This window comes from Streptomyces sp. NPDC028314, from assembly GCF_055565795.1.
In genome coordinates, this window is the sequence record NZ_JBVHTP010000007.1 from 243,034 (window position 1) to 265,676 (window position 22,643).

20 protein-coding genes are annotated in these 22,643 nt (G+C 75.0%); 11 read left to right on the plus strand and 9 right to left on the minus strand.

Features of this window, described 5'->3' with window-relative positions; translation table 11 throughout:
- Nucleotides 1-97: 97 nt before the first annotated feature.
- Genes ACZ4TG_RS18485 through ACZ4TG_RS18495 form a run of 3 tightly spaced genes read right to left on the minus strand, consistent with a single transcriptional unit; the run spans nucleotide 98 to nucleotide 7,085 of the window.
- Nucleotides 98-1,093, minus strand: coding sequence for an ABC transporter ATP-binding protein (locus ACZ4TG_RS18485; protein ID WP_468163903.1), 996 nt, complete (start codon nucleotides 1,091-1,093; stop codon nucleotides 98-100).
- A complete protein-coding gene (locus ACZ4TG_RS18490; RefSeq protein WP_468163905.1) occupies nucleotides 1,090-3,810 on the minus strand; it encodes a hypothetical protein in 2,721 nt (906 codons plus the stop codon). Before ACZ4TG_RS18490 ends, ACZ4TG_RS18485 begins: the two co-directional genes overlap by 4 nt.
- On the minus strand, nucleotides 3,807-7,085 hold the full coding sequence (locus tag ACZ4TG_RS18495) for an FtsX-like permease family protein (protein WP_468163908.1): 3,279 nt from the start codon (nucleotides 7,083-7,085) through the stop codon (nucleotides 3,807-3,809). Before ACZ4TG_RS18495 ends, ACZ4TG_RS18490 begins: the two co-directional genes overlap by 4 nt.
- Before the next feature lie 165 nt (nucleotides 7,086-7,250).
- Here ACZ4TG_RS18495 and ACZ4TG_RS18500 point away from each other — a divergent pair, with 165 nt between their 5' ends.
- Nucleotides 7,251-7,961, plus strand: coding sequence for an ABC transporter ATP-binding protein (locus ACZ4TG_RS18500; protein ID WP_468163910.1), 711 nt, complete (start codon nucleotides 7,251-7,253; stop codon nucleotides 7,959-7,961).
- A 48-nt stretch (nucleotides 7,962-8,009) separates the two neighbouring features.
- On the opposite strand, the gene ACZ4TG_RS18505 is transcribed toward ACZ4TG_RS18500, so the two are convergent.
- Together ACZ4TG_RS18505 and ACZ4TG_RS18510 are read right to left on the minus strand one after the other, a co-directional pair.
- Nucleotides 8,010-8,525, minus strand: coding sequence for an RICIN domain-containing protein (locus tag ACZ4TG_RS18505; RefSeq protein WP_468163912.1), 516 nt, complete (start codon nucleotides 8,523-8,525; stop codon nucleotides 8,010-8,012).
- 273 nt (nucleotides 8,526-8,798) lie between these two features.
- On the minus strand, nucleotides 8,799-9,767 hold the full coding sequence (locus ACZ4TG_RS18510) for a GlxA family transcriptional regulator (protein ID WP_468163914.1): 969 nt from the start codon (nucleotides 9,765-9,767) through the stop codon (nucleotides 8,799-8,801).
- Between the two features lie 191 nt (nucleotides 9,768-9,958).
- Here ACZ4TG_RS18510 and ACZ4TG_RS18515 point away from each other — a divergent pair, with 191 nt between their 5' ends.
- From ACZ4TG_RS18515 to ACZ4TG_RS18525, 3 genes are read left to right on the plus strand one after another with little or no spacing between them, the layout of a single operon-like run.
- Nucleotides 9,959-10,630: a DJ-1/PfpI family protein gene (locus ACZ4TG_RS18515; RefSeq protein WP_468163916.1), complete on the plus strand. Its 672-nt coding sequence runs from the start codon at nucleotides 9,959-9,961 to the stop codon at nucleotides 10,628-10,630.
- Nucleotides 10,631-10,685: 55 nt separating this feature from the next.
- Nucleotides 10,686-11,144, plus strand: a complete 459-nt coding sequence (locus ACZ4TG_RS18520; RefSeq protein ID WP_468163918.1) for a DUF2269 family protein — start codon at nucleotides 10,686-10,688, stop codon at nucleotides 11,142-11,144.
- Nucleotide 11,145: 1 nt separating this feature from the next.
- Nucleotides 11,146-11,505, plus strand: a complete 360-nt coding sequence (locus ACZ4TG_RS18525; protein WP_468163920.1) for a hypothetical protein — start codon at nucleotides 11,146-11,148, stop codon at nucleotides 11,503-11,505.
- 3 nt (nucleotides 11,506-11,508) lie between these two features.
- Here the strand turns inward: ACZ4TG_RS18525 and ACZ4TG_RS18530 are convergent, their stop codons facing one another.
- Together ACZ4TG_RS18530 and ACZ4TG_RS18535 are read right to left on the minus strand one after the other, a co-directional pair.
- Nucleotides 11,509-13,020: a hypothetical protein gene (locus tag ACZ4TG_RS18530; RefSeq protein ID WP_468163922.1), complete on the minus strand. Its 1,512-nt coding sequence runs from the start codon at nucleotides 13,018-13,020 to the stop codon at nucleotides 11,509-11,511.
- Entirely contained in the window at nucleotides 13,017-13,766 is a 750-nt protein-coding gene (locus ACZ4TG_RS18535; RefSeq protein ID WP_468163924.1) for a GntR family transcriptional regulator, read from the minus strand. The genes ACZ4TG_RS18530 and ACZ4TG_RS18535 overlap by 4 nt, the downstream gene beginning before the upstream one ends.
- Nucleotides 13,767-14,003: 237 nt before the next feature.
- Here ACZ4TG_RS18535 and ACZ4TG_RS18540 point away from each other — a divergent pair, with 237 nt between their 5' ends.
- Genes ACZ4TG_RS18540 through ACZ4TG_RS18560 form a run of 5 tightly spaced genes read left to right on the plus strand, consistent with a single transcriptional unit; the run spans nucleotide 14,004 to nucleotide 18,844 of the window.
- The gene (locus ACZ4TG_RS18540; protein ID WP_468163926.1) at nucleotides 14,004-15,173 is read left to right on the plus strand and encodes an ABC transporter substrate-binding protein; all 1,170 of its coding nucleotides are present in this window, start codon (nucleotides 14,004-14,006) and stop codon (nucleotides 15,171-15,173) included.
- Nucleotides 15,173-16,084 (plus strand): ABC transporter permease, encoded by a 912-nt coding sequence (locus tag ACZ4TG_RS18545; RefSeq protein ID WP_468163928.1) that lies wholly within the window; start codon nucleotides 15,173-15,175, stop codon nucleotides 16,082-16,084. The genes ACZ4TG_RS18540 and ACZ4TG_RS18545 overlap by 1 nt, the downstream gene beginning before the upstream one ends.
- Nucleotides 16,072-17,034 (plus strand): ABC transporter permease, encoded by a 963-nt coding sequence (locus tag ACZ4TG_RS18550; RefSeq protein WP_468163930.1) that lies wholly within the window; start codon nucleotides 16,072-16,074, stop codon nucleotides 17,032-17,034. The genes ACZ4TG_RS18545 and ACZ4TG_RS18550 overlap by 13 nt, the downstream gene beginning before the upstream one ends.
- Before the next feature lie 5 nt (nucleotides 17,035-17,039).
- Nucleotides 17,040-18,134: an ABC transporter ATP-binding protein gene (locus ACZ4TG_RS18555; protein WP_468163932.1), complete on the plus strand. Its 1,095-nt coding sequence runs from the start codon at nucleotides 17,040-17,042 to the stop codon at nucleotides 18,132-18,134.
- Nucleotides 18,131-18,844, plus strand: a complete 714-nt coding sequence (locus ACZ4TG_RS18560; protein ID WP_468163934.1) for an HAD family hydrolase — start codon at nucleotides 18,131-18,133, stop codon at nucleotides 18,842-18,844. The genes ACZ4TG_RS18555 and ACZ4TG_RS18560 overlap by 4 nt, the downstream gene beginning before the upstream one ends.
- Here ACZ4TG_RS18560 and ACZ4TG_RS18565 read toward each other — a convergent pair.
- On the minus strand, nucleotides 18,839-20,029 hold the full coding sequence (locus ACZ4TG_RS18565) for an MFS transporter (RefSeq protein ID WP_468163936.1): 1,191 nt from the start codon (nucleotides 20,027-20,029) through the stop codon (nucleotides 18,839-18,841). The genes ACZ4TG_RS18560 and ACZ4TG_RS18565 overlap by 6 nt on opposite strands.
- 73 nt (nucleotides 20,030-20,102) lie before the next feature.
- On the opposite strand from ACZ4TG_RS18565, the gene ACZ4TG_RS18570 reads away from it, so the two are divergent.
- A complete protein-coding gene (locus ACZ4TG_RS18570) occupies nucleotides 20,103-20,861 on the plus strand; it encodes a DeoR/GlpR family DNA-binding transcription regulator (protein WP_468163938.1) in 759 nt (252 codons plus the stop codon).
- A 21-nt stretch (nucleotides 20,862-20,882) separates the two neighbouring features.
- Here ACZ4TG_RS18570 and ACZ4TG_RS18575 read toward each other — a convergent pair whose 3' ends face one another.
- Nucleotides 20,883-21,362: a hypothetical protein gene (locus tag ACZ4TG_RS18575; protein ID WP_468163940.1), complete on the minus strand. Its 480-nt coding sequence runs from the start codon at nucleotides 21,360-21,362 to the stop codon at nucleotides 20,883-20,885.
- A gap of 164 nt (nucleotides 21,363-21,526) precedes the next feature.
- On the opposite strand from ACZ4TG_RS18575, the gene ACZ4TG_RS18580 reads away from it, so the two are divergent.
- Nucleotides 21,527-22,633, plus strand: a complete 1,107-nt coding sequence (locus tag ACZ4TG_RS18580) for a DUF2330 domain-containing protein (RefSeq protein ID WP_468163942.1) — start codon at nucleotides 21,527-21,529, stop codon at nucleotides 22,631-22,633.
- Nucleotides 22,634-22,643: the final 10 nt, after the last annotated feature.

The window sequence follows — 22,643 nt, forward strand, 5'->3', positions numbered from 1 at the left end:
ATCCCTTCGCCCCCCGAGTCAACCCCGAGGCCCTAACGACACCCGGCCCACGGAAGTGACGCACGCCCCTGCGCGCCCCGGGCGAGCCGCTGGCCGGCTAGGCCGGGATCTCCTCGCGGCCGTCGGCGTCGTCGGGGTCGTCGGCGTCGTCGCGCCGGACCTCGATGTGGTCGGAGGCGAGGTCCACCGCGACGCGGTGCTCCATGCCGAGCGCCTGGAGGAACTTGTACGGGAGCTGCACCCGGCCGGTGCGGTCCAGCATCACGTACTCGCGCTCGCTCACCGACTCCGCGCCGTGCTCGTCGGTCACCGTGCGGCGCAGCACCTCGCTGCTGGTCCGGCCGTCGCGGATGGCCACCGTACGGCGGACCTCGCCCGCCACCAGCGGGTCGTGGGTCACGATCACCACGGTCGCCCCGAGTTCCCGGTTCACGGTGCGGAACGCCTCGAAGATGGCGGCGCCGGTCTCGGAGTCGAGCTCGCCCGTCGGCTCGTCCGCGAGCAGCACCGACGGGTCGTTGGCCATGGCCACGGCGATCGCCACCCGCTGCTGCTGGCCGCCGGAGAGCTGGCCGGGGCGCCGGCCGGCCAGGTCCCCGATCTCCAGGGCCTCCAGCAGCTCCGCCACCCGGGCGGCCCGCCGCTTGGCGGCGCCGCGCCCGGATCCGCCCTTCAACTGCATGGGCAGGGCGACGTTCTGCGCCGCCGTCAGGAAGGGCAGCAGATTGCGGGCCGTCTGCTGCCAGACGAAGCCCACGGCCTCGCGCCGGTAGCGCAGCCGGTCCCGCGGCGGCATCTCCAACAGGTCGTAGCCCGCGACGGTGGCCTTGCCCGCGGTGGGCACGTCCAGTCCCGCCAGGATGTTCAGCAGCGTGGACTTGCCACTGCCCGAGGCGCCGACCAGCGCGATCAGGTCACCCTGGGCCACGGTCAGCTCCAGCCCCTGGAGAGCCTGCACCTCGACCCCGTCGGAGCTGAAGATCCGTACCAGGCGGTCGCAGACGATGGCGTGACCCGGGTCCTGGCCGCGGGGCTCGGCGGCGGCCAGTGCCTTGCGGCGCAGCTCCTCGAGGGTGGGCGCTTGGCTGTTCAACGTTGGTCTCCCGCTCTCAACTCGGTGGTGATCTGCCGCCGTCCGGATACCGCCGCCTCGGCGAACACGGCCAGCGCCGTCAGCGCGGCCAGGCCCAGCGCCATGGTGAGCACCGGCCCCGCGATGACGCGCAGGCCGACCGGCACCTGGGAGCCGACCAGGGTGGTCAGGTCCACCGCCGGGCCCAGCAGCGCCACCGCCGAGGCGGCGACCACAGCGCCGCCGAGCGTGGCCGTCAGGGCCTGCGGCAGCGATTCGGCCAGGATCAGCGCCACCCCCTGCCGGGGACGCAGGCCCATGGTGCGCAACCGGGCCAGCAGCGCGGCCCGTTCGGGAGTGGCCCGGGCCAGGGTGAGCAGTACGGCCAGCACGGCGAAGCCCACCGCTCCGGCCACCGAGGCCCAGAACAGCCGGGCCGCCGAGTGCTGGAGGGGATCGTCGGCGAGCGCGGCGGAAGCCGCCGCGCTGGTCTGCACGAGGTAGCTGTCGGCGGTGGGCCCCGGGACATGGGCGCGTACCAGCGCCCGCAGTTGTCCGTCGTCCACCTCGCCGACCGCGAGCCAGTGCGTGGGCGGGGCGCCCTTGGGGATCCTGGAGGCGGCCGTCCCGGCCGGCAGCACGAGGACGGCCTTCCCGGAGCCTCGCAGGACCGGGGTCCCGTCCACCGGGCCCACGGCCTTGGCCTGTAGTTCCCCGCCGTCGGCGAAGCGCACCCGGCGCGTGCCGCCGTCCGTCTGCCCGACCAGGTCCCGGCTGAACAGCGCGGGGATCGCATCGGGCGAACCGCCGCCGAGCACCGCCGGGTCGAACTCACCGCGTCCGACGGTCCGGGAGATTTCCGCGTAGGCCGCCGGATCGGCGACGATCACCGTGGCCTTGACGGCGCCCTGGTCGGTGTCGAAGACGAAGGCGTCGGTGTCCACCCACAGGGCCAGGGAGGTCCGGACGCCGGGCAGCGCGCTCGCCGCCCTGATCAGCTCCTCGGGGACGGGCGTGCCCGCCGGGGAGGAGATCTGGGCGTCGCCGCCCACGTCGATCCGCGCCACCCGCAGCCGGGCGGAGTCCACCGCCGTCAGGACGGTGGCCCCGAAACCGCCCGTGGTGACGGCGAGCAGCAGTGCGATCAGCGGCAGCACCGAGGGCCGCGCCCGGCGCCCGGAGCCCCGGGCCGCCCGCGCCAGCCCGAGGAACCCGACCAGCCCGCGCCGGCGGCCCGCCACGCGGGCCAGCGCCCGGATCACCGCGGGCTGGATCCGGGCCAGCAGCACACCGCCGGAGAGCGCCAGCAGCAGCGGGGCGGCCACCAGCAGCGGGTCCAGGCCCTGACCGGGCCCGGCGACCCCGCGGCTGCGCACCTCGTACACGGCCGCGCCGGTGGCCGCGACGACGAGCAGCTCGGCCACCAGCCGGCGACGCGGAGCGGGCGCGCGCGGGGGCGACAGCAGCACGAAGGCCCGTACGGGAAAGGCCAGCAGGACCACGACCGTGGTGGCCGCGGCCGCGACGAGCGCCGGTACCAGGCGGGGTGTCGCAAGCAGCACCACGGCGGTCAGGGCGGCGAGCGCGGCGGCCGGCAGTACGGTGACCGCCCCCTCGCCGAGCAGCCTGCCCACGATGGAGCCGCGCGAGCCGCCCCGGGCCAGCAGCAGCCGCAGCTCCGCCTCCCTGCGGTCCCCGGTCAGACCGGCGGCCAGGCAGAACACCAGGAGGGCCACCCCGGCGACCCCGGCGGGGCCGATCGCGGCGAGCGGCGCGGCGGCCTGCTGACGGGCCCGGGCCGTGGTGAACAGTTCCGGCAGCCGCGAGGTGATCCGCAGGTCGCCGCGGCCGCTCTCGGCCGTCAGGGCCGTCGCGGTCGGGCCCGCGACGTACGATGAGATCTCCTTCTCGGCGGCCGGCAGCCGGTCGGCGCGCAGCGCACCGGTGTCCACCGGCAGCCGCCAGAAGTCCTGGGCGCGCTCGCCCCAGGCGGCCAGCCGGTCGACGCCCGCCGGTCCCACGACGGCGGAGGCCTGCCAGTACTTGTGGCTGGCGCCCAGCAGACAGCCACGGGTGGCGCAGTCCAGGTCGGCCCAGAACTCCTCGTCCGGGTCGTCGACGCCGTAGATGCCGACGACCTCCACGCTGATCGGGCCGGAGACGGCGGGCCCGGTCCGCAGGACCGTGCCGAGTCCGACCTTGAGCGAGTCGGCGGCGGCCTTGGACAGGGCCACCGGTATCCGCCCGTCCGGGGAACCGCCGCCGGGCCAGCTCCCTTCGACGAGCCGGGTGTGGGCGGACAGCTCGTGCAGGTAGAGCAGGTTCAGCTGCGGGTCCAGGCCGTCGGGGCGCGCCAGCTCCGGATTGCCGAGTTTGCGGGGCTTCATCGCGCGGGTACCGGTCACCGGGCCGGCGGGGCTCAGGGAGAACTCCCCGCCGGTGCGCGAGCGCAGCACGGACAGCACGGACTCCAGGCCCTGTGAGGCCTGGCCCCCGGACCCGGCTTCGGCGGTGGCGTACAGGCTCGTCGCGCTCGCGCCCTGGCCGTGCAGGAACGAGCGCAACGCCTGGTCGGCGCCCCGGTCCAGAGCGCGCGGCAGACCCGCGGCGAGCAGTACGGCGACGAACGCCAGCGCCGCGCCCAGCAGGGCGGTCAGCGGCGCGGAACGCAGTCGGGTGCGCACCCACGGCGCGGGGCGGCTCGGCCGGGGCGGCGGCGCGGGGGCCGGGCTGCTCACATGTCCTCCACGTGCCGCAGCCGGGCGGCTGCGCTCAGGGCGTTGCGGTTGCGCCGGCTGCCGAGCACGGCCGACAGCAGGGGCACCACGGCGATGGCGGCGACCAGCAGCAGCGTCCGGGTCCCCGGCAGCTCCACCAGGACCTCCGGAACCGGGCGGCGGGCTCCCGGGGTGAGCACCACCAGCGGCACGACCAGGTGCACGATGGCCGAACCCAGCGCGAGCCCGACGCCCGCCCCGAGACCGACCAGCACGCCGCTCTCGACGCCGACGGCACGCACCAGGTCCCGGCGGGGGGCGCCGAGGGCCAGCAGTACGGCGAACTCCCCGGACCTCTCCTGCGCGTTCGCGGCCGCCGAGGCGGCGAAGCCGATGGCCGCGAGCACGGCGCAGGCCAGGGCGAGAGCCGCCAGCGCGGCCTGCGGTCCGGCGCTCAGCGGGTCGTCCAGGAGTCCGGCGACGACCTCCTCGCGCAGCTCCACCTGCTGTACCCCGGCGCCCGCACGCAGTTCGGCGGCTGCCTCGGCCGGTGCCCGGTCGTCGGCGGAGGCGGCCGGGAGCCACCATTCGGAGGCGGGGGGCAGTGCCTTGCCGCCGTCGGGGGCGAACAGCCGCCCGAGGGTGCTCAGGTCGACGGCCACGGCGGTGTCACCGGCCACGGGGAGGGAGGAGACGGAGCTGGTGATCCGGACCGGCACGGTGTCGTTGCCCAGGGGGACCGGGACCAGGTCACCGACGGAGGCCCCGATGGCGCGCAGGTACGCGTGGGTGGCGATACCCGGGACCTGGGCGGGGGCTGGGCCGCCCGTGGTCACCGCGACCTGGACCAGGCCGGGGGTGTCGCGCAGGTCCCGGTACCGCAGGCTCAGCAACGCCCCGGCAGCCTGCCCGAGTTCGCCCGCCCGGCCGGTGGCGCCGGCGGGCGCCGGGCCGGTCAGGTTCCAGGCGGGCGCCTGGGCCTCGACGGGGACGGCCCGGCCTTCCGGGGCGTCGGACACGGACACCCGGCGCACCGTCAGCTCGCCGCCGACCTGGTTCACGGGGGCCGTGGAGCTGTACACGGGCGCGGCCGGGGAGAAGATGACGGTGAAGCCCGCGATGCTCAGCGGCCAGGCGGCCTTCCCGAGCGGGGCGTCGACCAGCTTGCCGACGTCCACCGTCAGCGTGGCCTCGCCGTCCGCCGGGAGCGGGAGCAACGGCGCCCGGTAGGTCAGGCCGAACCGGTCGCGCAGCAGGACACCGAGTCCGGCGCCGCCGGCGTCGTCGGACGGCTTGAGGGAGACGTCGATGTCGATCCGCTGCGGCTGCCCGGGCAGGGCGATGCCGCCGGTGGAGCCGGAGCCGGGCGCCGACAGGGGGGCGAACAGATCGCGCACGGAACGTCCCTCCGACAGGTCCTCCCGCAGCGGGACGCGGTCGGCGACGGCCGGGGCGTCCAGTGCGAGCAGGGTGCCGGCCCGGCCCCCCGGCAGGGAGTGCTCGCCGCGGATCACCGGGATCACCCGCTCGCCGCCCGGCAGGGCGGAGTACCGGCCGGCCCGGCCCATGGCCGACAGGTCGCTGCCGGAGATCCGCAGGCCCCCGGCGGTGGCGAACGCGGCCTGGTCGCGCTGCGAGCCGGTCCAGGCGGTGTGCTGGCCGAGGGCCAGGACCCCGCTGGAGACCGCGAGGACCAGCAGCAGGACCGGTCCGGTGGCCCGCTTGGGGCGGCGGGCCAGCTGCCAGCCGACGAGCGCGGGCCCGAGTCCGCGGCCCCGGGCGGCGATCCGCCCGCCGAGGCGCGCGGCGAACGGCAGCAGCCGCAGCACGAGCACGGTGCCGGCGCACAGCGCGAGCGTCGGCGCCGCGACCAGCACGGGGTCGATGCCCAGGGTTCCTTCGTCCGCCGCGAGGGCCTCGTCCCCGCTGTACCGGGCGAGTTGGGCGTAGGCGAGGACGGCGAGTATCACCAGGGCGAGGTCGCCCCCGGAGCGGACGGCGCCGGCCACGAGGGCCTGCCGGCCGCCGCTGCGGCGCAGCGCGGCCGCGGTCGCCCCGCGCAGTACCGCGGGCAGGGTGGTCAGCAGGACGCACGCCAGGGCGCAGCCCACCGCGACCGGCCACAGCAGCCAGGTCCCGCCGGTGTCGAGGGACAGCCGGGAGAGCGGGCCGAACCGGCCGGCCAGCGTCAACAGCGGCGGGGTGAGCAGCGGGGCCAGTACGGCGGCGGGCAGGGCCAGCAGCAGCGACTCGGCGCCGGTGAGCAGGCCCAGCCGGCGGCGGGAGGCGCCACGGGCGGTGAGCAGGACCCGCTCGGCCTCCTTGCGGTCGGTCATCAGATGGGCGACCAGCAGGAGCGCCGCCGTGGCCAGCACGGCGAGCTGCAGCGCGCCGACCAGCAGCGTGGAGCGGGCGACCCGCTGCGCCGACTCCAGTTCGCCGAGCAGGGCGGGCAGTTCGGTCCTGGCCTTGAGCCCGGCGGCGGTCAGCGGTGCGGCGGCCGAGGCCTCCTCGTCGAGGCGGGACGCGGCGCTGCGTACCGCTTCGATGTCCGAGGTGCCGGCGGCAGCGAAGTCCGCGGTCAGCAACGTCGCGCGGCTGTTCTGCGGCAGCCCGCCGGTGGTGAAGGCGGAGTCGTCGGTCAGCAGCGGGCCGTAGGTGGTGAAGGCGCCGCCCTGGAGCTCGCGGCCGCCGAGGGGGTCGAGCTGCCAGTACGAGGAGTCCGGCTCGGCCGCGCGGTAGACGCCGGTCACCCGCACCGTGAGCGGGGGCCCGCCGTAGCGGTCGTCGAGGCGGACCTCGGCCGGCAGCGCGTCGGCGGCCAGCCCGAGCCGGTTCAGCGCCGCCTGCGGCACGGCCACCTGGACCCGGGCGGCCGGGTCCGCCAGCGGCTGCGGCCACTGGCCCGACTGGAGGCGAGCGCGACCGCGGTCGAGGGCGGCCAGCAGGGTCAGATCGGCGTCCTTGCCGGGGGCGTGGGCGCCGGGAAGTCCGTACGAGCGGCTGCGCGCCACGCTCTCGACGCCGACCGGAATCCGTCCGAACAGGGCGGAGGCGAAGGCCCGTACGGCTTCGTCGTCCTTGGCGCGGGAGCCCGCCGCGTGCTCACCGGTGACCACGACGGAGGTCCGGGCCCGGCCCGGACCGTCGATCGCCTGGCGCAGTCCGGCCTGGTCCACCCCGCGGGTGAAGGCGAGCAGCGCGGTGAGCGCGGTCGTGGTGATGAGCACCGTGAGCAGTACGGCAGCCGCGAGCGGCAGTCGCCCGCGCAGCCGGCGCACGACAAAGCCGATCATGTGCCTGTCCCTCCCCCGTCCGGACCGCTGGTACCGGATAGCGGACGATGTTGTCAGATTCGATCGCCTACCGGAAGGGACTTGCGCGAAGGATGTGACGGATGAGCAAATTCGGAAGGCAGCCGAAAGAAGGCGGTCCGAAGGCAGTCCGAGGGGGAGCCCACCATGATGCAGCAACAGGCCAGCACCGCGCCGCCCATGGTGGTGGTGGAGGACCTCCGGCGCAGCTTCGGGGCCGGGGAACAGGCCGTCCACGCCCTGCGCGGCGTCTCGTTCGAGATTCGCAAGGGCGAACTGGTAGCCCTGAAGGGCCGGTCCGGCTCCGGCAAGACCACCCTGCTCAACCTCGTCGGCGGACTGGACGCCCCGACCGGCGGCAGTGTCGCGCTCGACGGCACCGACCTGGCCACCCTGGACGAGAGCGGAAGGCTCGCGCTGCGCCGCGACCGGATCGGCTTCGTCTTCCAGTCCTTCGGGCTGATCCCGGTCCTGACGGCCGCCGAGAACGTCGGCGTACCGATGCGCATGCGAAAGATCCCGGCCAGGCAGCGCGAGGAGCGGGTCCGGATCCTGCTCGCCCTCGTCGGTCTCGCCGACCACGCCGAACAGCGCCCCGGGGAACTCTCCGGCGGTCAGCAGCAGCGGGTGGCCGTGGCCCGGGCGCTCGCCAACGAACCCGCCCTGATCATCGCGGACGAGCCGACCGGCCAGCTGGACTCCGAGACGGGCCGCTCGATCATGGAGCTGCTGCGCGCGGTGGTGCGCAGCGAGGGGGTCACCGTACTGGTCGCCACCCATGACCCGGCCCTGGTGGAACTCGCGGACAAGGTCATGGAGTTGCACGACGGGCGTATCGCGGAGCACAGGTTCGTCTGACAGGGGCCGACCGGGCGCGGGGGCGGTGCCCGCGCCGGGCTGCGGGCGCTATTCGGCGGGCGTGAACCGCCAGACCTGACCGCCCACCACGCCGCAGCCGGCCTGGTCCAGGGGCTGGCCGCTGTTGGCCATGCCCCAGCCGACGCCCAGGCAGAAGCCCGTGGCCCGGTTGCGGAGCCGGTAGGTGTCGTTGCCGAGGAACTCGGCCGTCCACACCTGGAGGTCGTCGTTGCGGCAGGGCTGCTGGACGGCGATGGCGTGGTCCGCCCCGCTGACCGGCGTCACGCACATGTTCGTGGAGCGGACCCGGAAGAAGTAGGAACCGGAGCCGGCCCAGAAGGCCATGAACTGCTTGTTGTTCTTCTTGTCGCAGGGGAACTGGATCAGCCCGGCCCCGGCGGACGTGGAGTTCCCGCCGATGGCGGCGCACATGCCGTCATGGACGGCGATCATCCGATTCCAGCGCCCGTTGTCGGGCGACGCGGCTGCGGCGGGGGTCGTCAGCCCCAAGGTCAGTACGGCCGAACAGAGGACGGATCCGAGGATTCCGACGGACTTCTTCACGGCGACTCCAGGCTCGGTGCGCGCGGTGGTGTGCGCGGTACGGAACGAGCAGAGCAGGACTGCGGCGGCCCGGGCACCTGCCCCCGAACCGCCGGTGCTCCAAGCTGCCGCAGCCCCCGCTCCCCGTCAACGGCGGCTCTGAGCCACTCGCGAACGCCCCCCGCTCACCGGTGTGCGGAGCGGTCGTGACCGTCCACACGCGCCGAGCCGAGCCGAGCCGCCGGGGCCGGGGCCGGGCCCGGGCGGTGGTCCTCGCGTACGAGACGGGCCTGGTCACACCGGGACCGGTGGGCTGACCGCGCCGCGGAAGGAGGAGCGGTAGGCGTGCGGGGTGATCCCGGCGACCCGCTTGAACCGCTCCCGGAACGCCGTCGGCGACCCGAACCCCGCCTGCGCCGCGATCCGCTCCACCCCGTACTCGGTGGTCTCCAGCAGGAACTGGGCCCGGCGCACCCGGGCGCGCAGCAGCCACTGCAACGGGGTGGTGCCCGTCTGTTCGCGGAACCGGCGGCTGAAGGTGCGCTCGCTCATGCCGGTCCGGGCGGCCATGGCGGCCAGGGTGATCTCCCGGCCGAGGTTGTCCTCGATCCAGGACAGGGCGGGCTCCAGCTGCGATCCGCGCGGCACGGGCGGCTGCGCGTGCACGATGAACTGGGCCTGCCCGCCCTCCCGTTCGAGCGGCATGACCGACAGCCGGGCGGCGTCCGCCGCCACGGCCGCGCCGAAGTCCCGCCGGATCATGTGCAGGCACAGATCGAGCCCGGCCGCCGCCCCGGCCGAGGTGAGCAACTGCCCGTTGTCCACGTAGAGCACGTCGGGCCGTACCTCGACCAGCGGGAACTCCTCGGCCAGCCGCCCGGCGGCGAGCCAGTGGGTGGTCGCGCTCAGCCCGTCCAGCAGCCCGGTCGCGGCGAGGACGAAGGCGCCCACGCAGATCGATGCGATCCGAGTCCCGGCCGCGGCGGCGGAGCGCAACGCGTCGAGCACCGCGGGATCGGGCGGCGGGGCGTCCTCCGCGCAGCCGGGCACGATGACGGTGTCGGCCTCCGCCAGGGCGTCCAGCCCGTAGGGGGCCCGGAGGGCGAACGCGTCGCTCGCCGTCACCTCACCGCCCGTCCCGCACACCCGGACCCGGTAGGGCCGCCGGCCGTCGGCCAGCCGGGCGCGTCCGAACGCCTCGACCGGCGTCGCCAGATCGAAGGCCACCACGTGGTCCAGCGCGAGGACCGCCACCGTATGCATGAATCCCAGGATAGGTCAGTTCCCGCCATCCCCGAACAGCCAGGTCATGGCCTCGTGGAGGGTGTTCGCCGTGTTTGGGAACGCTGGCGGGAACCCGTTGGACTTTGTCATTTCTGCCCATCGGAGGCGCTGCCGGGGCCGCCTAGCGTGGGGCCGGCACACCCCTGTGGAAGCGAAAGAGGCACGCGGAAATGCACGCTCAGTTCGTCCTGTTCGACGGGTTCGACCCCTTGGACGTCATCGCCCCGTACGAGGCCCTGCACGCGGCCGGGATGCTCACGGACGGCGGGGTGACGGTCGAGCTGGTCAGCGCCGAGGGCGCCCGCGAGGTGCCCAGCGGCCTCCCGGACGTGGCCCTGAGCGCGGTCGGCCCGCTGGACCCCGCCCGCGCCGACGTGATCGTCCTGCCGGGCGCGGTCGGCGCCCTGCCCACCGGGGCGGAGGCCACCGAGGAGGAGCGGGCGCGCACCATCCCCGCCGTCCTGGCCCGCACCCTGGACACCGCACTGCCGCGCCTGGCCGCGGAAGCGCTGGCGCGGGAGGGCACCGTGGTCGCCACCGTCTGCGGCGGCTCGATGATCCTGGCCATGGCCGGGCTGATCGGCGGCCGGCACGCGACCGGGCACCACATGGGCGTCGATGTCCTCGAAGCCGGCGGCGCCCACGCCGTCCAGGCCCGGGTCGTCGACGACGGCGACCTCGTCAGCGCCGCCGGGGTGACCTCCGGACTGGACCTCGCCCTGCACCTCATCGAACGCGAGATCGGCCCGAGCGTGGCCCTTGGCGTCGAGAGGCTCTTCGCCCACGAACGCCGCGGCACCACCTGGACCGCCACCGGCGCCGTCCCCGCCCTCGCCCTGTGAGCGCCACGCCCCAGGGCATCCCCCAGCTGCCCGCACCGGACCGGGGAGCCGCCTCGTGACCAAGTTCCTGCTCGCCGTCCATGTACTGGCGGCCATCGTCGCGGTCGGGCCGGTGACCGTCGCCGCCAGCATGTTCCCCGCCGCGGCGCGCCGGACCCGGACCGGGGAGCCAGGGGTGGGCGCCGTGCGGCTGCTGCACCGGATCTGCCGCGTCTACGCCGTCGCCGGTCTGGCGGTGCCCGTCTTCGGCTTCGCCACCGCGTCCAGCCTGGGGGTCCTCACCGACGCCTGGCTGATCACCTCCATCGTGCTCACCGCCGCGGCGGCGGCCGTGCTCGCGCTGCTGGTCCTGCCCGGCCAGGAGGCAGTGCTGGGCCGGCTGCACCGGGGCACGACGCCGGTGGAGCGCGCCGACACCGCCCGGCTGGCCATGTTCACCGGCGTCTTCAACCTGCTCTGGGCCACGGTGACCGTCCTGATGGTCATCCGCCCGGGCTCGACCACCGGAGCCTGATGTGCCCGACCTGACCGAGACCCGGACCGGGACCGAGAACGGCACCGGGACCCAGACCGGGACCGGGGCCGCGACCGGGAGAGTGGACGGGGCCCGCGGCCGGCTGGCGCTGCGCCGGGCCGCGGCCGTCGAACTCGGCTCCCTGGTGGTGCTGCTGGCGAACCAGGCCACCGCGCACCTGCCCGCCGTAGCCTCCCTCGCCGGGCCCCTGCACGGCTGCGCCTACCTGTTCACCGTCGTCGCCGTGGCCCGCGACCCGGGGCGCACCCCGGCGGCGACGGCCCTGGCCCTGCTGCCCGGCATCGGCGGCCTCCTGGCCCTGCGGCGGCTGGGCCGGGCCAACTCCCCGGCACCCGCCTGAACATCAGGGCACCAGCCGCTCCATCACCTCGCGCGGCAGCGCCGGGTTGGCGGCCGCGGCCTCCGCGAGTGCCTCGTCGGGGCTCGCGAGCAGGGACACGACGACCGAGGGGGACAGCGCCGGGTGACCGGCCGCGGCGCAGCGGGCCTTCCCGTCCGCCAGGCAGGGCAGCAGGGCGGCGGACGTGGCGTTCGGGTGCTTCGCGATCGCGCGCAGCGCCCGCCGCACCGGCGGCTCGTGGCGGGCCAGTTCCTCCAGCAGGGCCCCGGGCGCGTCCGGGTTGGCGGCCACCCGCGCGTGTACCTGTACGCCGTGCCGCGCGACCATGGCGCGCAACTGCTCCTCGGTGAAGCCCGGGTGCGGGGCGACGGCCTTGACCACCTTCGCGTCGGGATCGGCGCCGAGCGCGTCGCGCAGCTCCGGGGGCAGATCGTGGCGGGCGGCCACGTGGGCCCGTACGGCAGCCCGGGCAGCGGCCAGTTCGCGCAGTTCGTCCGCGGTGGCCGCGGCGATCCGGGGCAGCGGCGCCGCCCCGGGCTTCGCGGCCTCGGCCAGCTCCGCCAGGACGTCGAGTGGTACGCGCGGGTTGTGAGCCAGGGCGCGCCGTACCTCCAGCCCCCGGTCGGCGGCCATCGAGCGGATCAGCTCCTCGCCGATCGCGGGGTTCTCCGCCAGGGCCCACCGGACGCCCGGCACGGGATCCTCGGCCAGCCCCGCGTACACCCCGGGCGGCAGCCCGGGGCGCTCGGCCAGGGCCGTGCGCAGCAGCATCGAGGGGTGGCCGGCGAGGCCGACGAGGGCCTGCGCGGGCGTGGCGGGGTTGCCCAGGGCCGCGTACAGCACGTCGTGGACCGCGGACTGGTGGGAGCCGTCGCAGGCGGCGCCGCCGGGCAGCACGCAATCCGGATCGGGGCAGTACGGGTCGTGCTCGAAGGGGACCGGCCTGCTGTCGCAGACCAGGCAGGAGGCTGCCGGGGGCAGGCCCTCACCGGTGACCAGGGCGGCCAGTACGGCGGGCGGCGCGGCCTCGTTGGACGCGACGGCGCGCCGGACCTCGGCGTGCGGGTGCTCCGCGAGCCGGGCCGCCGTCGCGGGGTCGGTGGTGAAGCCGGCCAGCTCGCGGACCACGTCCAGCACCGGGTCGGCGGCCAGTGTCCGGATCACCTCGGGCGGCAGTCCGGGACATGCGGCCAGCTTCTCCCGGTGGTACGCGACGGGGTCGGCCGCGAGGAGGTGCGGCCAGTGCGGCGCCCCGGCGCCCTGGCCGAGGAGGGCGAGCGCGGCCAGCGGCTGAGTCACCGGGTCGATGTCGGCGGCGTTCAGCCGGCCCGCGTGGGCCAGGTGGCCGGGGGTGAACTCGCCGCGCGGGGCCAGGGCGACGGCCTGGGCGTGGCTGAGGTCCGCGCGGTCGGCCAGGCCGTCGGCGAGTTCCCCGTCCGCGGCCGCGATCAGCCGGTCCACGAGGGCGGCGGGCAGCGCCGGATTGACGGCGAGCCCGAGCAGGACGTGGTTCACCGGCGGTCGCCCGGATGCCGCTCCAGCGGCGTCGCTACCGCCGAGTTGCTCACACTGAAGGTGACGCTGCCCGCCCGGTAGCGGTCGTCGGACCACTCGATCGGGCGGCCGGTCCGGGTCGCGGAGACATGCCTTTGGCGCAGCAGCGGGCTGCCGCGCCGGATCTCCAGCAGCCGGGCGTCCTCGCTCCCGGCCGCGAGCGCGTCGAGCAGGTGCTCGCCGTACTGGGCCACGATCCCGGAGTCCCGGGCCAGGCTGTCCATCACCGAGCGGCAGTCCCCGGGCAGCGCCTCGACCGCCGCCGCGACCCAGTCGGCGTACGCGGTGCGCTCCACCATGGTCGGCTCCCCGTCGAGCAGCCTCAGCCGCAGCACGGCCAGGATCTCCGTCCCCGGGGGGAGTGCCAGCCGCTCCGCCTCCTCCGCGGTGGCGCTGCGGCGGGTCCGGGACAGGAACCGGCCGGCGGCCTGGTGGCCGACGCCCTCCGCCCACTGGGCGAAGCTGTTCAGCTCGCCGAAGCTGTGCTTGCGCTCGTGGCGCAGGACGATCCTGCGCGCACCCTGCCGCGAGCCCACGAGCCCCTCTGCGGCGAGGGTGGCCACCGCCTGGCGGACCGTGCCGCGCGAGGCGGACCACCGGGAGGCCAGGTCGCTCTCCGACGGCAACTGCGCGCCGACCGGGTACTCCCCGGACAGGATCGCCTGCCGCAGTTCCTCGGCGATCTCCAGGTACCTGACCGTGCCCATCCGTGCGCCCCCTCGTGCTCCGCCGGTCCGTACCGGCGCCGTCTTTCCCGCTACTCATGATCGTTCCGGTCGATCCTGTCACGGCTTCTTTCGGTCAATCTCCGGCCTTCCGCAAGCCGTGCCCAGCGGTCCAGCCGCCGTTCACCGTCCGTACAGCGGACCCGGGCGAACTGGAGCCAACTTGTTCAGACAAGTGAAGCCTGACAAGTGAAGCCCCCTTCGTCTCCGGGAGAGACCGTGCTCAGTTCCTCCGCCCGTCGCGGTGCGGCCGTACTGCTCGGCGCCGCCGTCCTCACCACGCTCAGCGCGTGTGGTGCCGCCCCCGACCCGCAGAGTGCCGGTTCGACCGGTGGCGCAAAGAACCAGGTGCAGCCGGGCGCCGCGGCCTCCCTGGCCGACTTCGGCGGCCTGGAGGGGCTCGTCGCCGCCGCCGAGAAGGAGGGCCAGCTCAATGTGATCGCGCTGCCCGCCGACTGGGCCAACTACGGCGAGATCCTCAAGGCCTTCCAGGCGAAGTACCCCAACGTCAAGATCAACAGCGAGAACCCGGACGCCGCCAGCGCCGACGAGATCGCCGCCGTCAAGTCCCGCAAGGGGCAGAAGCGCGCCCCCGACGTCCTCGACCTCGGCATAGCCTTCGCGCGCAGCGGAGCCGCCGAGAACCTCTTCGCCCCGTACAAGGTCACCGCCTGGGACAAGATCCCCGCCGGGCAGAAGGACGCCGACGGCCGCTGGTACAACGACTACGGCGGCTACGTCTCCATCGGCTGCGACGCCGCCCGCGTCCCGAACTGCCCGCAGACGTTCGCGGACCTCCTCAAGCCCGAGTACAAGGGCAAGGTCGCCCTCAACGGGAACCCGACCAAGTCGGGTTCGGCCTTCGGCGGCGTCTACGCGGCGGCGCTGGCGAACAAGGGCTCCTTCGGGGACATCCAGCCCGGCATCGACTTCTTCGGGCAGCTGAAGAAGAACGGCAACTTCATCCCCGTCGAGTCGACCCCGGCCACCGTCGAGAAGGGCGAGACGCCCATCTCCATCGACTGGGACTACCTGAACGCCGGCTACGCCGACCAGTTCAAGGGCAAGGGCGTCGACTGGAAGGTCTCCGTCCCCCGCGACGGCGTCTACGCCCAGTACTACTCGCAGGCCATCAACAAGGACGCCCCGAACCCGGCGGCCGCCCGCCTGTGGATGGAGTTCCTCTACAGCGCCGAGGGCCAGAACCTCTGGCTGAAGGGCTACGCCCGCCCGGTCCTGCTCCCCGTCATGGCCCAGGACGGCAGCGCCGACAAGGCCGCCGTCGAGAAGCTCCCCAAGGTCGAGGGCCCCCCCGCCTTCCCGGCCTCCCCGGAGCTCGACAAGGCGAAGGCCACCCTCGCCGAGAAGTGGGACAAGGCCCTCTCCTGATGTCCGCCCCCACCACCCCCCACCCGGGCCCCCCTGCCGAACGCGTCGCCGGCGGCACCCGCCGCCGGCGGCGCGGTCCGCGCACCTGGCTCGCCGCCCTCCCGCTCCTGGCCTTCACCGGGCTCTGCTTCGGCATCCCGCTCGGTGCCATCGCCTTCGGCGCGGTCACCCGCACCGACCCGGCGAGCGGAGCCACCCGGCTGACCGGCGAGCACCTCGCGCGCTCGCTCCAGGGCCCCTACCTCGGCTCGCTCGTCGGCAGCGTCCAGCTGTCCGCCCTGACCGCACTGCTCGGCGGAGTGCTCGGCGTGCTGATCGCCCAGGCCGTGGTCACCTCCCGGTCCACCGCCCTGCGCAGCGCCACCCTCACCGCCTCGGGAGTGCTCGCCAACTTCGGCGGGGTCCCGCTCGCGTTCGCGTTCATCGCCACCGCCGGGATCTCCGGGGTCGTCACCCAGCTCGCCGACCTCACCGGCCTCGGCTGGAACCTGTACTCCTTCACCGGCCTCACGGTGGTCTACCTGTACTTCCTGATCCCGCTGATGGTGCTCGTGATCGCCCCGGCGCTGGACGGACTGCGCCCGCAGTGGCGCGAAGCCGCGCAGAACAGCGGAGCCTCCAGCGGGCAGTTCTGGCGCCACGTCGGACTGCCGGTGCTCGCGCCCTCGCTGCTGGGCGGGTTCGTGCTGCTCTTCGGCACCGCCTTCGCCGCGCACGCCACGGCCGCCGCCCTCGTCGGCGGCTCCGTGCCGCTGGTGACGCTGAAGATCGCGGACGCGCTCTCCGGGAACGTCCTCACCGGCCAGGAGAACGTGGCACTCGCCCTCGGCCTCGACATGATCCTGATCGCCGGCCTGGTCATGGCGGTCTACCTGCCCCTCCAGCGACGGAGCGCCCGATGGCTGCGATGACCCCGACGCCCGCCCGGAACGCCGCGGCGGCTCCCGCGGCCCCTGCGGCCCCCGCGGCCCCGGACACCTCCGGCGCGGCGAAGTCCTCCCCGGGCCCGGCCGCCCGCAGGTCCCGCCCCCGCCCCCGCGTCTGGCGCGGAGCCGTACTCGCGCTGGCGGGCGCGTACTTCCTCGTCCCGCTCGTCGCCTCCTTCGTCTTCACCGTGCACGTGCCCGGCCAGGGCGTCTCCTTCGCCGCGTACAGCGAGCTGCTCTCCGCCACCGGCTTCGGCGAGAGCCTGCTGCTCTCCCTCGGCCTCGCCGGCGCGACCATCGTGCTGTCCCTGCTGCTCGCCGTGCCCGCACTGGTCGCCGTACGCATCGGCTCGCCGAGGCTGCGCCCGGTCGTCGAGGTGATGTGCATGCTGCCGCTGGTGGTGCCGCCGATCGCCCTGGTCACCGGCATCACCACGGTGCTGCGCTGGGGACCCGAGCACCTCTCGCGCACCCCGCTCTACCAGACCTTCCTCGCCGTCCAGAACGAGAAGTTCCCCGTCGTCCTGGTCCTCGCGTACACGGTGCTGGCCCTGCCCTTCGTCTACCGCTCGCTCGACGCCGGACTGCGCGCCGTCGACGTCCCCACGCTCGTCGAAGCCGCCCGCAACTGCGGCGCGAGCTGGCCGTACGTCGTCGGCCGGGTGCTGCTGCCGAACCTGCGGGCCTCCCTCGCCGGCGCCGCCTTCCTCACCCTGGCGCTGGTGCTCGGCGAGTTCACCATCGCCTCGCTCCTGGGCTTCCGGCCCTTCGCGGTGTGGATCGTCTCCATCTCCGGGGCCCAGGCCCGGATGTCGGTGGCCGTCTCCATCCTGAGCCTCCTGATCACCTGGCTGCTGTTGCTCGTCCTCTCGCGGGCCGGGACCACCCCGTCCGCCGCGACCGGCGTCGCCTCCACCTCCCGCAAGGAGTCCTGACCCTCATGTCCACCACCCTTCCCGCGGCCCGCAAGCCGGCGCGATCCGGTGCCCCCGCCGGTGCGCGCGTCGAGTTCCGCGGCCTGCGCAGGGCGTTCGGCTCCACCGTGGCCCTGGACGGCCTGGACCTCACCATCGAGCCCGGCGAACTGGTCGCCCTGCTCGGCCCGTCGGGCTGCGGCAAGACCACGGCGCTGCGCGTCGTCGCCGGGTTCGAGCAGCCCGACGCGGGCGAGGTGCTCGTCGACGGCCAGGACATCACCCGCGTCCCGGCCAACCGCCGCGACGCCGGGATGGTCTTCCAGTCGTACAGCCTCTTCCCGAACCTCACCGCCCGCGACAACGTGGCCTTCGGCCTGCGCGTACGCAAGGTCGGCGCGGCCCGGCGCCGCGAGCGGGCGGCCGAACTCCTCGACCTGGTCGGCCTCCCCGACCACGGCGACCGCTACCCGCACCAGATGTCCGGAGGCCAGCAGCAGCGCGTCGCGCTCGCCCGCGCCCTGGCCCTGAGCCCGCGCGTCCTGCTGCTCGACGAGCCGCTCTCGGCGCTCGACGCCAAAGTACGGTCGAACCTGCGCGACGAGATCCGCCGGCTCCAGCTCTCCCTCGGCATCACCACCGTGTTCGTCACGCACGACCAGGAGGAGGCCCTGTCGATGGCCGACCGCGTCGCGGTGCTGAACGCCGGGAGGCTGGAGCAGTGCGCCGCCCCCGCCGAGCTGTACGAGCGGCCCGCGACGCCGTTCGTCGCCGAGTTCGTCGGCACCATGAACCGGCTCCCCGGCCGCATCGCCGACTCCGGCCTGGTGGAAGTGGCGGGCTCGCGCCTGCCCGTGGACGGCCCCGTGCCGGACGGCCGGGACGTGGAGGTGCTGGTCCGCCCCGAGAACGTCACCGCCAGCGCCGACCCCGACGGCCCGGCCACCGTGGTCTCCGCCTCCTTCTTCGGCTCCGTCACCCGGCTCCACCTCGACCTGCCCGGCGGCACGGCCGTCAAGGCCGACCTCCCGTCGCGGGACGCCGGGGACCTGGTGCCGGGGGCGCGGGCGGCCGTACGGCTGGCCGAGCGGCCCGTACTCGTCGTGGCGAGGGCCGTGTGAGCGGGCTCGCCGCGGTCCTGTTCGACATGGACGGCACCCTCGTGGACACCGAGGTGCTGTGGTGGCGGACCACCGAGGAGACCGCCGCCGCGATGGGCCACGCCCTCACCGACGGCGACGCGCCCGAGGTCGTCGGCCGGGCCGTGGAGGACACCGCCGCGCACCTCGTGCGGGTCACGGGCGGGGGAGACCCGCACCAGGTGGGCGCCGCCCTCACCGACGGGTTCCTCCGCCGGGTGCGGGCCGGGGCGCCGCTGCGCCCCGGCGCCCAGCGGCTGCTGACCGCCCTGGCCGCCGAGGGGGTGCCCCTCGCCCTGGTCAGTGCCTCGCCCCGGCTGGTGGTGGACTCGGTGCTCGGGGGCGCGCTGGCCCACGTCCCCTTCGCGCTCACCCTGTCCGCCGACGACACCGAGCGGACGAAGCCGCACCCGGACCCCTACCGGGCCGCCGCCGAACGGCTGGGCCTCGTACCGCGGGCGTGCGTGGCGGTGGAGGACTCCCCGGACGGCGCGGCCTCGGCGGAGTCCGCCGGGTGCGCGGTCCTCGTCGTACCGTCCCTGCTGGCGGTGCGGCCCTCGCCGGCGCGCACCTTCGCGGAGTCCCTCGACGAGGTCACTCCGGACGTGCTGCGCCGGTGCCTGGGCTCCCTCCCGCCGGTCGCGCCGACCGCCGCAGCGGCCCGTGCGCAAGCGCCGGGCGCGGGGTCATGAGCGCGCGGGTGTGACGGGGGCGCGTTCGGCCGGTGCGGGGGCGGTACGCAGGACCCCGGCCGCGCCGGCCGCGACGAGGCAGAGCGCGACGGGCAGCAGCAGGGCCACGCCGAGCGGCACCAGGTGCGTGAGCGGGCCGATCACGGCCGGTCCGGCCAGCATGCCGAGGTAGCCGAGACCGGCCACCCGGGACACATTGGCCCCGGAAGCCTCCTGATCGGCGTGCCCGGCGGCACTGAAGAACTGCGGGATGCAGCCGGACAGTCCGATGCCGAACGCCGTCCACCCCGCCAGGGCCACGGGTACGGATCCGCCGAGCGCGGCGGCCGTCAGGCCGAGGGCGGCCAGCGCGGCCCCGTACCGGACGACGAACACCGGTCCGGTACGGGCCACCACCCGGTCGGTGACCAGGCGTCCCGCGGTCATCGCGGTGGAGTAGGCCCCGAAGGCCAGCGCGGCGGTCGCGGCGGGGGCGTCGAGGACGTCCCGCAGGTGGAGCGCGCTCCAGTCGTTGGCGACGCCCTCGCAGAGCATGAGGGCGAAGGCGAGCGCGGCCAGCGCCCATATCCGGGACGGCGTACGCCGCTTCGTGCCCGGGCCCGCTTCGGCCGGGAGCCCCTCCGGCTCGGCACGCGGCAACAGGGCCAGGGAGGCCGGCACGGTGAGGACCAGCCCGAGCCCGGCCGCGGCCGTCAGGGTCACGGCCGTGCTCCAGCCGAGGCCGAGGGTCAGCGCCCCGGTGAGGGCGGCGAGTACCCCGCCGACCGAGAACACCGCGTGGAAGGCGGACATGACCGGACGTCCGTAGGCCCGCTCCACCTGCACGGCATGGGTGTTCATGCCGACGTCGAGACAGCCGTTGCCGAAGCCGAGCACGAAGAGCGCGGCCCCCAGGGTCCAGGCGCCGCCGGCCAGCGCGGGGAGCACCAGCGCGGCGCTGCACAGGGCGGCTCCGGCCGGGACCGTCCGGCGACTGCCGAGCCGGTCGGTGAGCGGGCCGGCGAGCTGCATGCCCAGGAAGGCCCCGGCCCCGAGCAGCAGGAGCAGCGAGCCGAGCACGGCGTGGCTGATGCCCGCGCGGTGCTCGACGGCGGGGATGTGGACGATCCACATTCCCAGGAGGAATCCGTTCAGGGCGAAGAAGGCGAAAGTGGCGAGGCGTGACGCCCGCAGTGATCTGCTCATGCAAAGCACCATAGAGAACAGAATTGATGTTCGCCAGCTTGAGTTTCGAACATTGCAAGTGTTCAATGTGAGCATGGCGAGTACAGACCGACTGAGACAGATCACCGAAGCCGTCCGGGACTGCGAGCAGCTGAGCGTGGCGGAGCTGGCCGCACTCACCGGCGCCTCCGAGATGACCGTCCGCCGCGACCTGGAGGTGCTGGCGGACCAGGGGGTGCTGGAACGCTTCCGGGGCGGCGCCCGCAGCCTGCTGCTGCGCGGCGAGGAGCCCCCGTTCGCCCTGCGCGCCCAGGATGGCGAGGAGGTCAAGCGGCGCATCGCCGCCGAGGTCGCCTCGATGATCGCCGACGGGGAGTCCGTCGTCCTGGACAGCGGCACCACCTGCCTCGCCGTGGCGCAGGCCCTCAAGAGCAGGCGGATCACGGTCATGCCGCTGTCCCTGCACGCGGCGAACGCCCTCACCGGCGCTCCGCAGTTGACGCTCCTGCTCCCCGGCGGCCGGCCGAGACCGGGGGAGCTGGCCCTGACCGGGCCCCTCACCGAGGCCTCGCTCGCCGCGCTGCGCTTCGACACGGCCGTCATCGGCTGCTGCGGGCTGGCACCGGCCGACGGTCTGACGGCCTACGACCTGGCCGACGCCGCGATCAAGCGCGCCGCGATCGCCTCGTCCCGCCGGGTGATCGCGGTCGCCGAGGCGGCCAAACTGACCCGTACGGCCCTGGCGTTCGTCACCCCCGCCGCGGGCCTGCACACGGTGGTGACCGACGGAACGGCCCCGGCGGCCGAGATCGAGGCCCTGACCGGGGAGGGCGTCACCGTCCGGGTCGTGTGACGGGGGCGGTCCGGGCCGCCGTCACGCGCAGAGGTCGAGGATCTCCACCACGCCCTCCGCGTACGCGGCCGCCACCGACCCCGGACCGGCGGCCGCCTCGCGGCGCAGCTCGGGCAGCGCCCGGCGGATGAACGCCGCGCACTGCCCGTACAGTCCGGCCTCGTGCGAGGAGCCGTCGTCCTCCGTACCCAGCAGGGCCAGCAACGTCCACAGCAGCGCCTCGCGCGTCGCCTGACGCGGCGGACCCGCCGACCAGACCGCCATCAGCACCCCGCACGCCGCCGGAGCCGGCGGCTGGAGCCGCGCCCACGTGAAGGCATGCCCGGCGAGGGCGTGGAAGGCGGCCGGATGTCCCTCGGCCGCGTCCCACAGCGTGGGCACGAGGTGCCCCGCGGAACGCCCGCAGCCGCACTCGATGGCCTCCCAGTCGTGCCGCTCGATCTCGGCCTCCACGGCCTCCGGCACCAGGGGGCTGCGCAGGGGCTTGTCCGTCCGTCTCATGGGGCCAGTATGAGATCCACGGGGCGGGTCCGACCAGGGACCATCCGGCTGGTGTACGGCGCCCCCGGCTCCTCGCGCGCGCGGACGGCCCGCCTCGCGCGCCGCGCCGACGGGCCGCCCGTGAGGGCCGGAACCGGACGGCGCGCCCGCTCGTCCCAGACCGCGTGTGGAACGCAACGAAGAAACGAAGAATTCTGGCCGTCCTGCTCGCCCTGCTCGCGACACAGCTGGGAAGCCTGATCAGCCCCGCCTACGCGTGCGGCTGCGGGGCGATGGTCCCCGACGGATCCTCCCGGATCGGCGTCGACCGGGAGACCTCCGTCGTGCGCTGGGACGGCCGTACGGAACAGATCGTGATGCGCTTCACCGTCGGCGGCGACGCCAAGCGGGCCGCCTGGATCATGCCGGTGCCCTCGCGGGCCACCGTCGAGCTCGGCGACTCCGATCTGTTCCGCGACCTCACCTGGCTGACCCGGCCCGAGCGCAAGACCCGCAGCTACTTCTGGCCGCGGGACACCGACTGGCCCTTCTCCCCGGTCAGCGGTGACAGTGCCGGAGCCCCGGCCCCCGGGAGCGCGGCCCCGCCCGTCGGCGTCGTGGGCCGCGAACAGCTCGGTGACTTCGACGTGGCACGGCTGACCGCCACCGACCCCGACGCCCTGCGCAACTGGCTGGAGAGCAACGGCTTCGAACTGCCGGACCGGCTCGCCGGCGAACTGAAGCCGTACGTCGACCAGAAGTGGGAGTACGTAGCCGTCCGCCTCGCCCCGAGAGAGCAGGGCCGGCCCCTGCGCGGGGACCTGGACCCGCTGCGGATCCGCTTCGACAGCGCCCGGCTCGTCTACCCGATGCGGCTGTCCCGGCTGGCCAGGACCCCCCAGTCACTCGGCCTGTACGTCCTCGCGGACCACCGGATGGAGCCCGCCTCCCCGATCGGCGGCGCCCGCCCGAAGGTGACCTTCGCCGGGACCATCACCCCGAAGGACTCCCTGGCCGAGCTGACCGGAAGCAGCGAGCCGGCGTTCCTGACGGCGATCGACCAGGAGTTCCCCGAGCCGGGCCGCATCGACGGCGACCACGAACTGCGCGCCGCCGCCCAGGACACCCCCTACCGGCGGGCCGTCTACCACAACGAGCTCCTCACCGTCGGCGGGATCCCCGCCTGGCTGCTGACGGTGGCAGCCGTGGTGACGGCCGGGGCGGGCGGGCTCCTGACCTTCCTCCGGGCCCGCCGCCGGCGCTCCCCGGGCCGGGCGGTCCAGCCCGGGTAGGGGGCAGGAC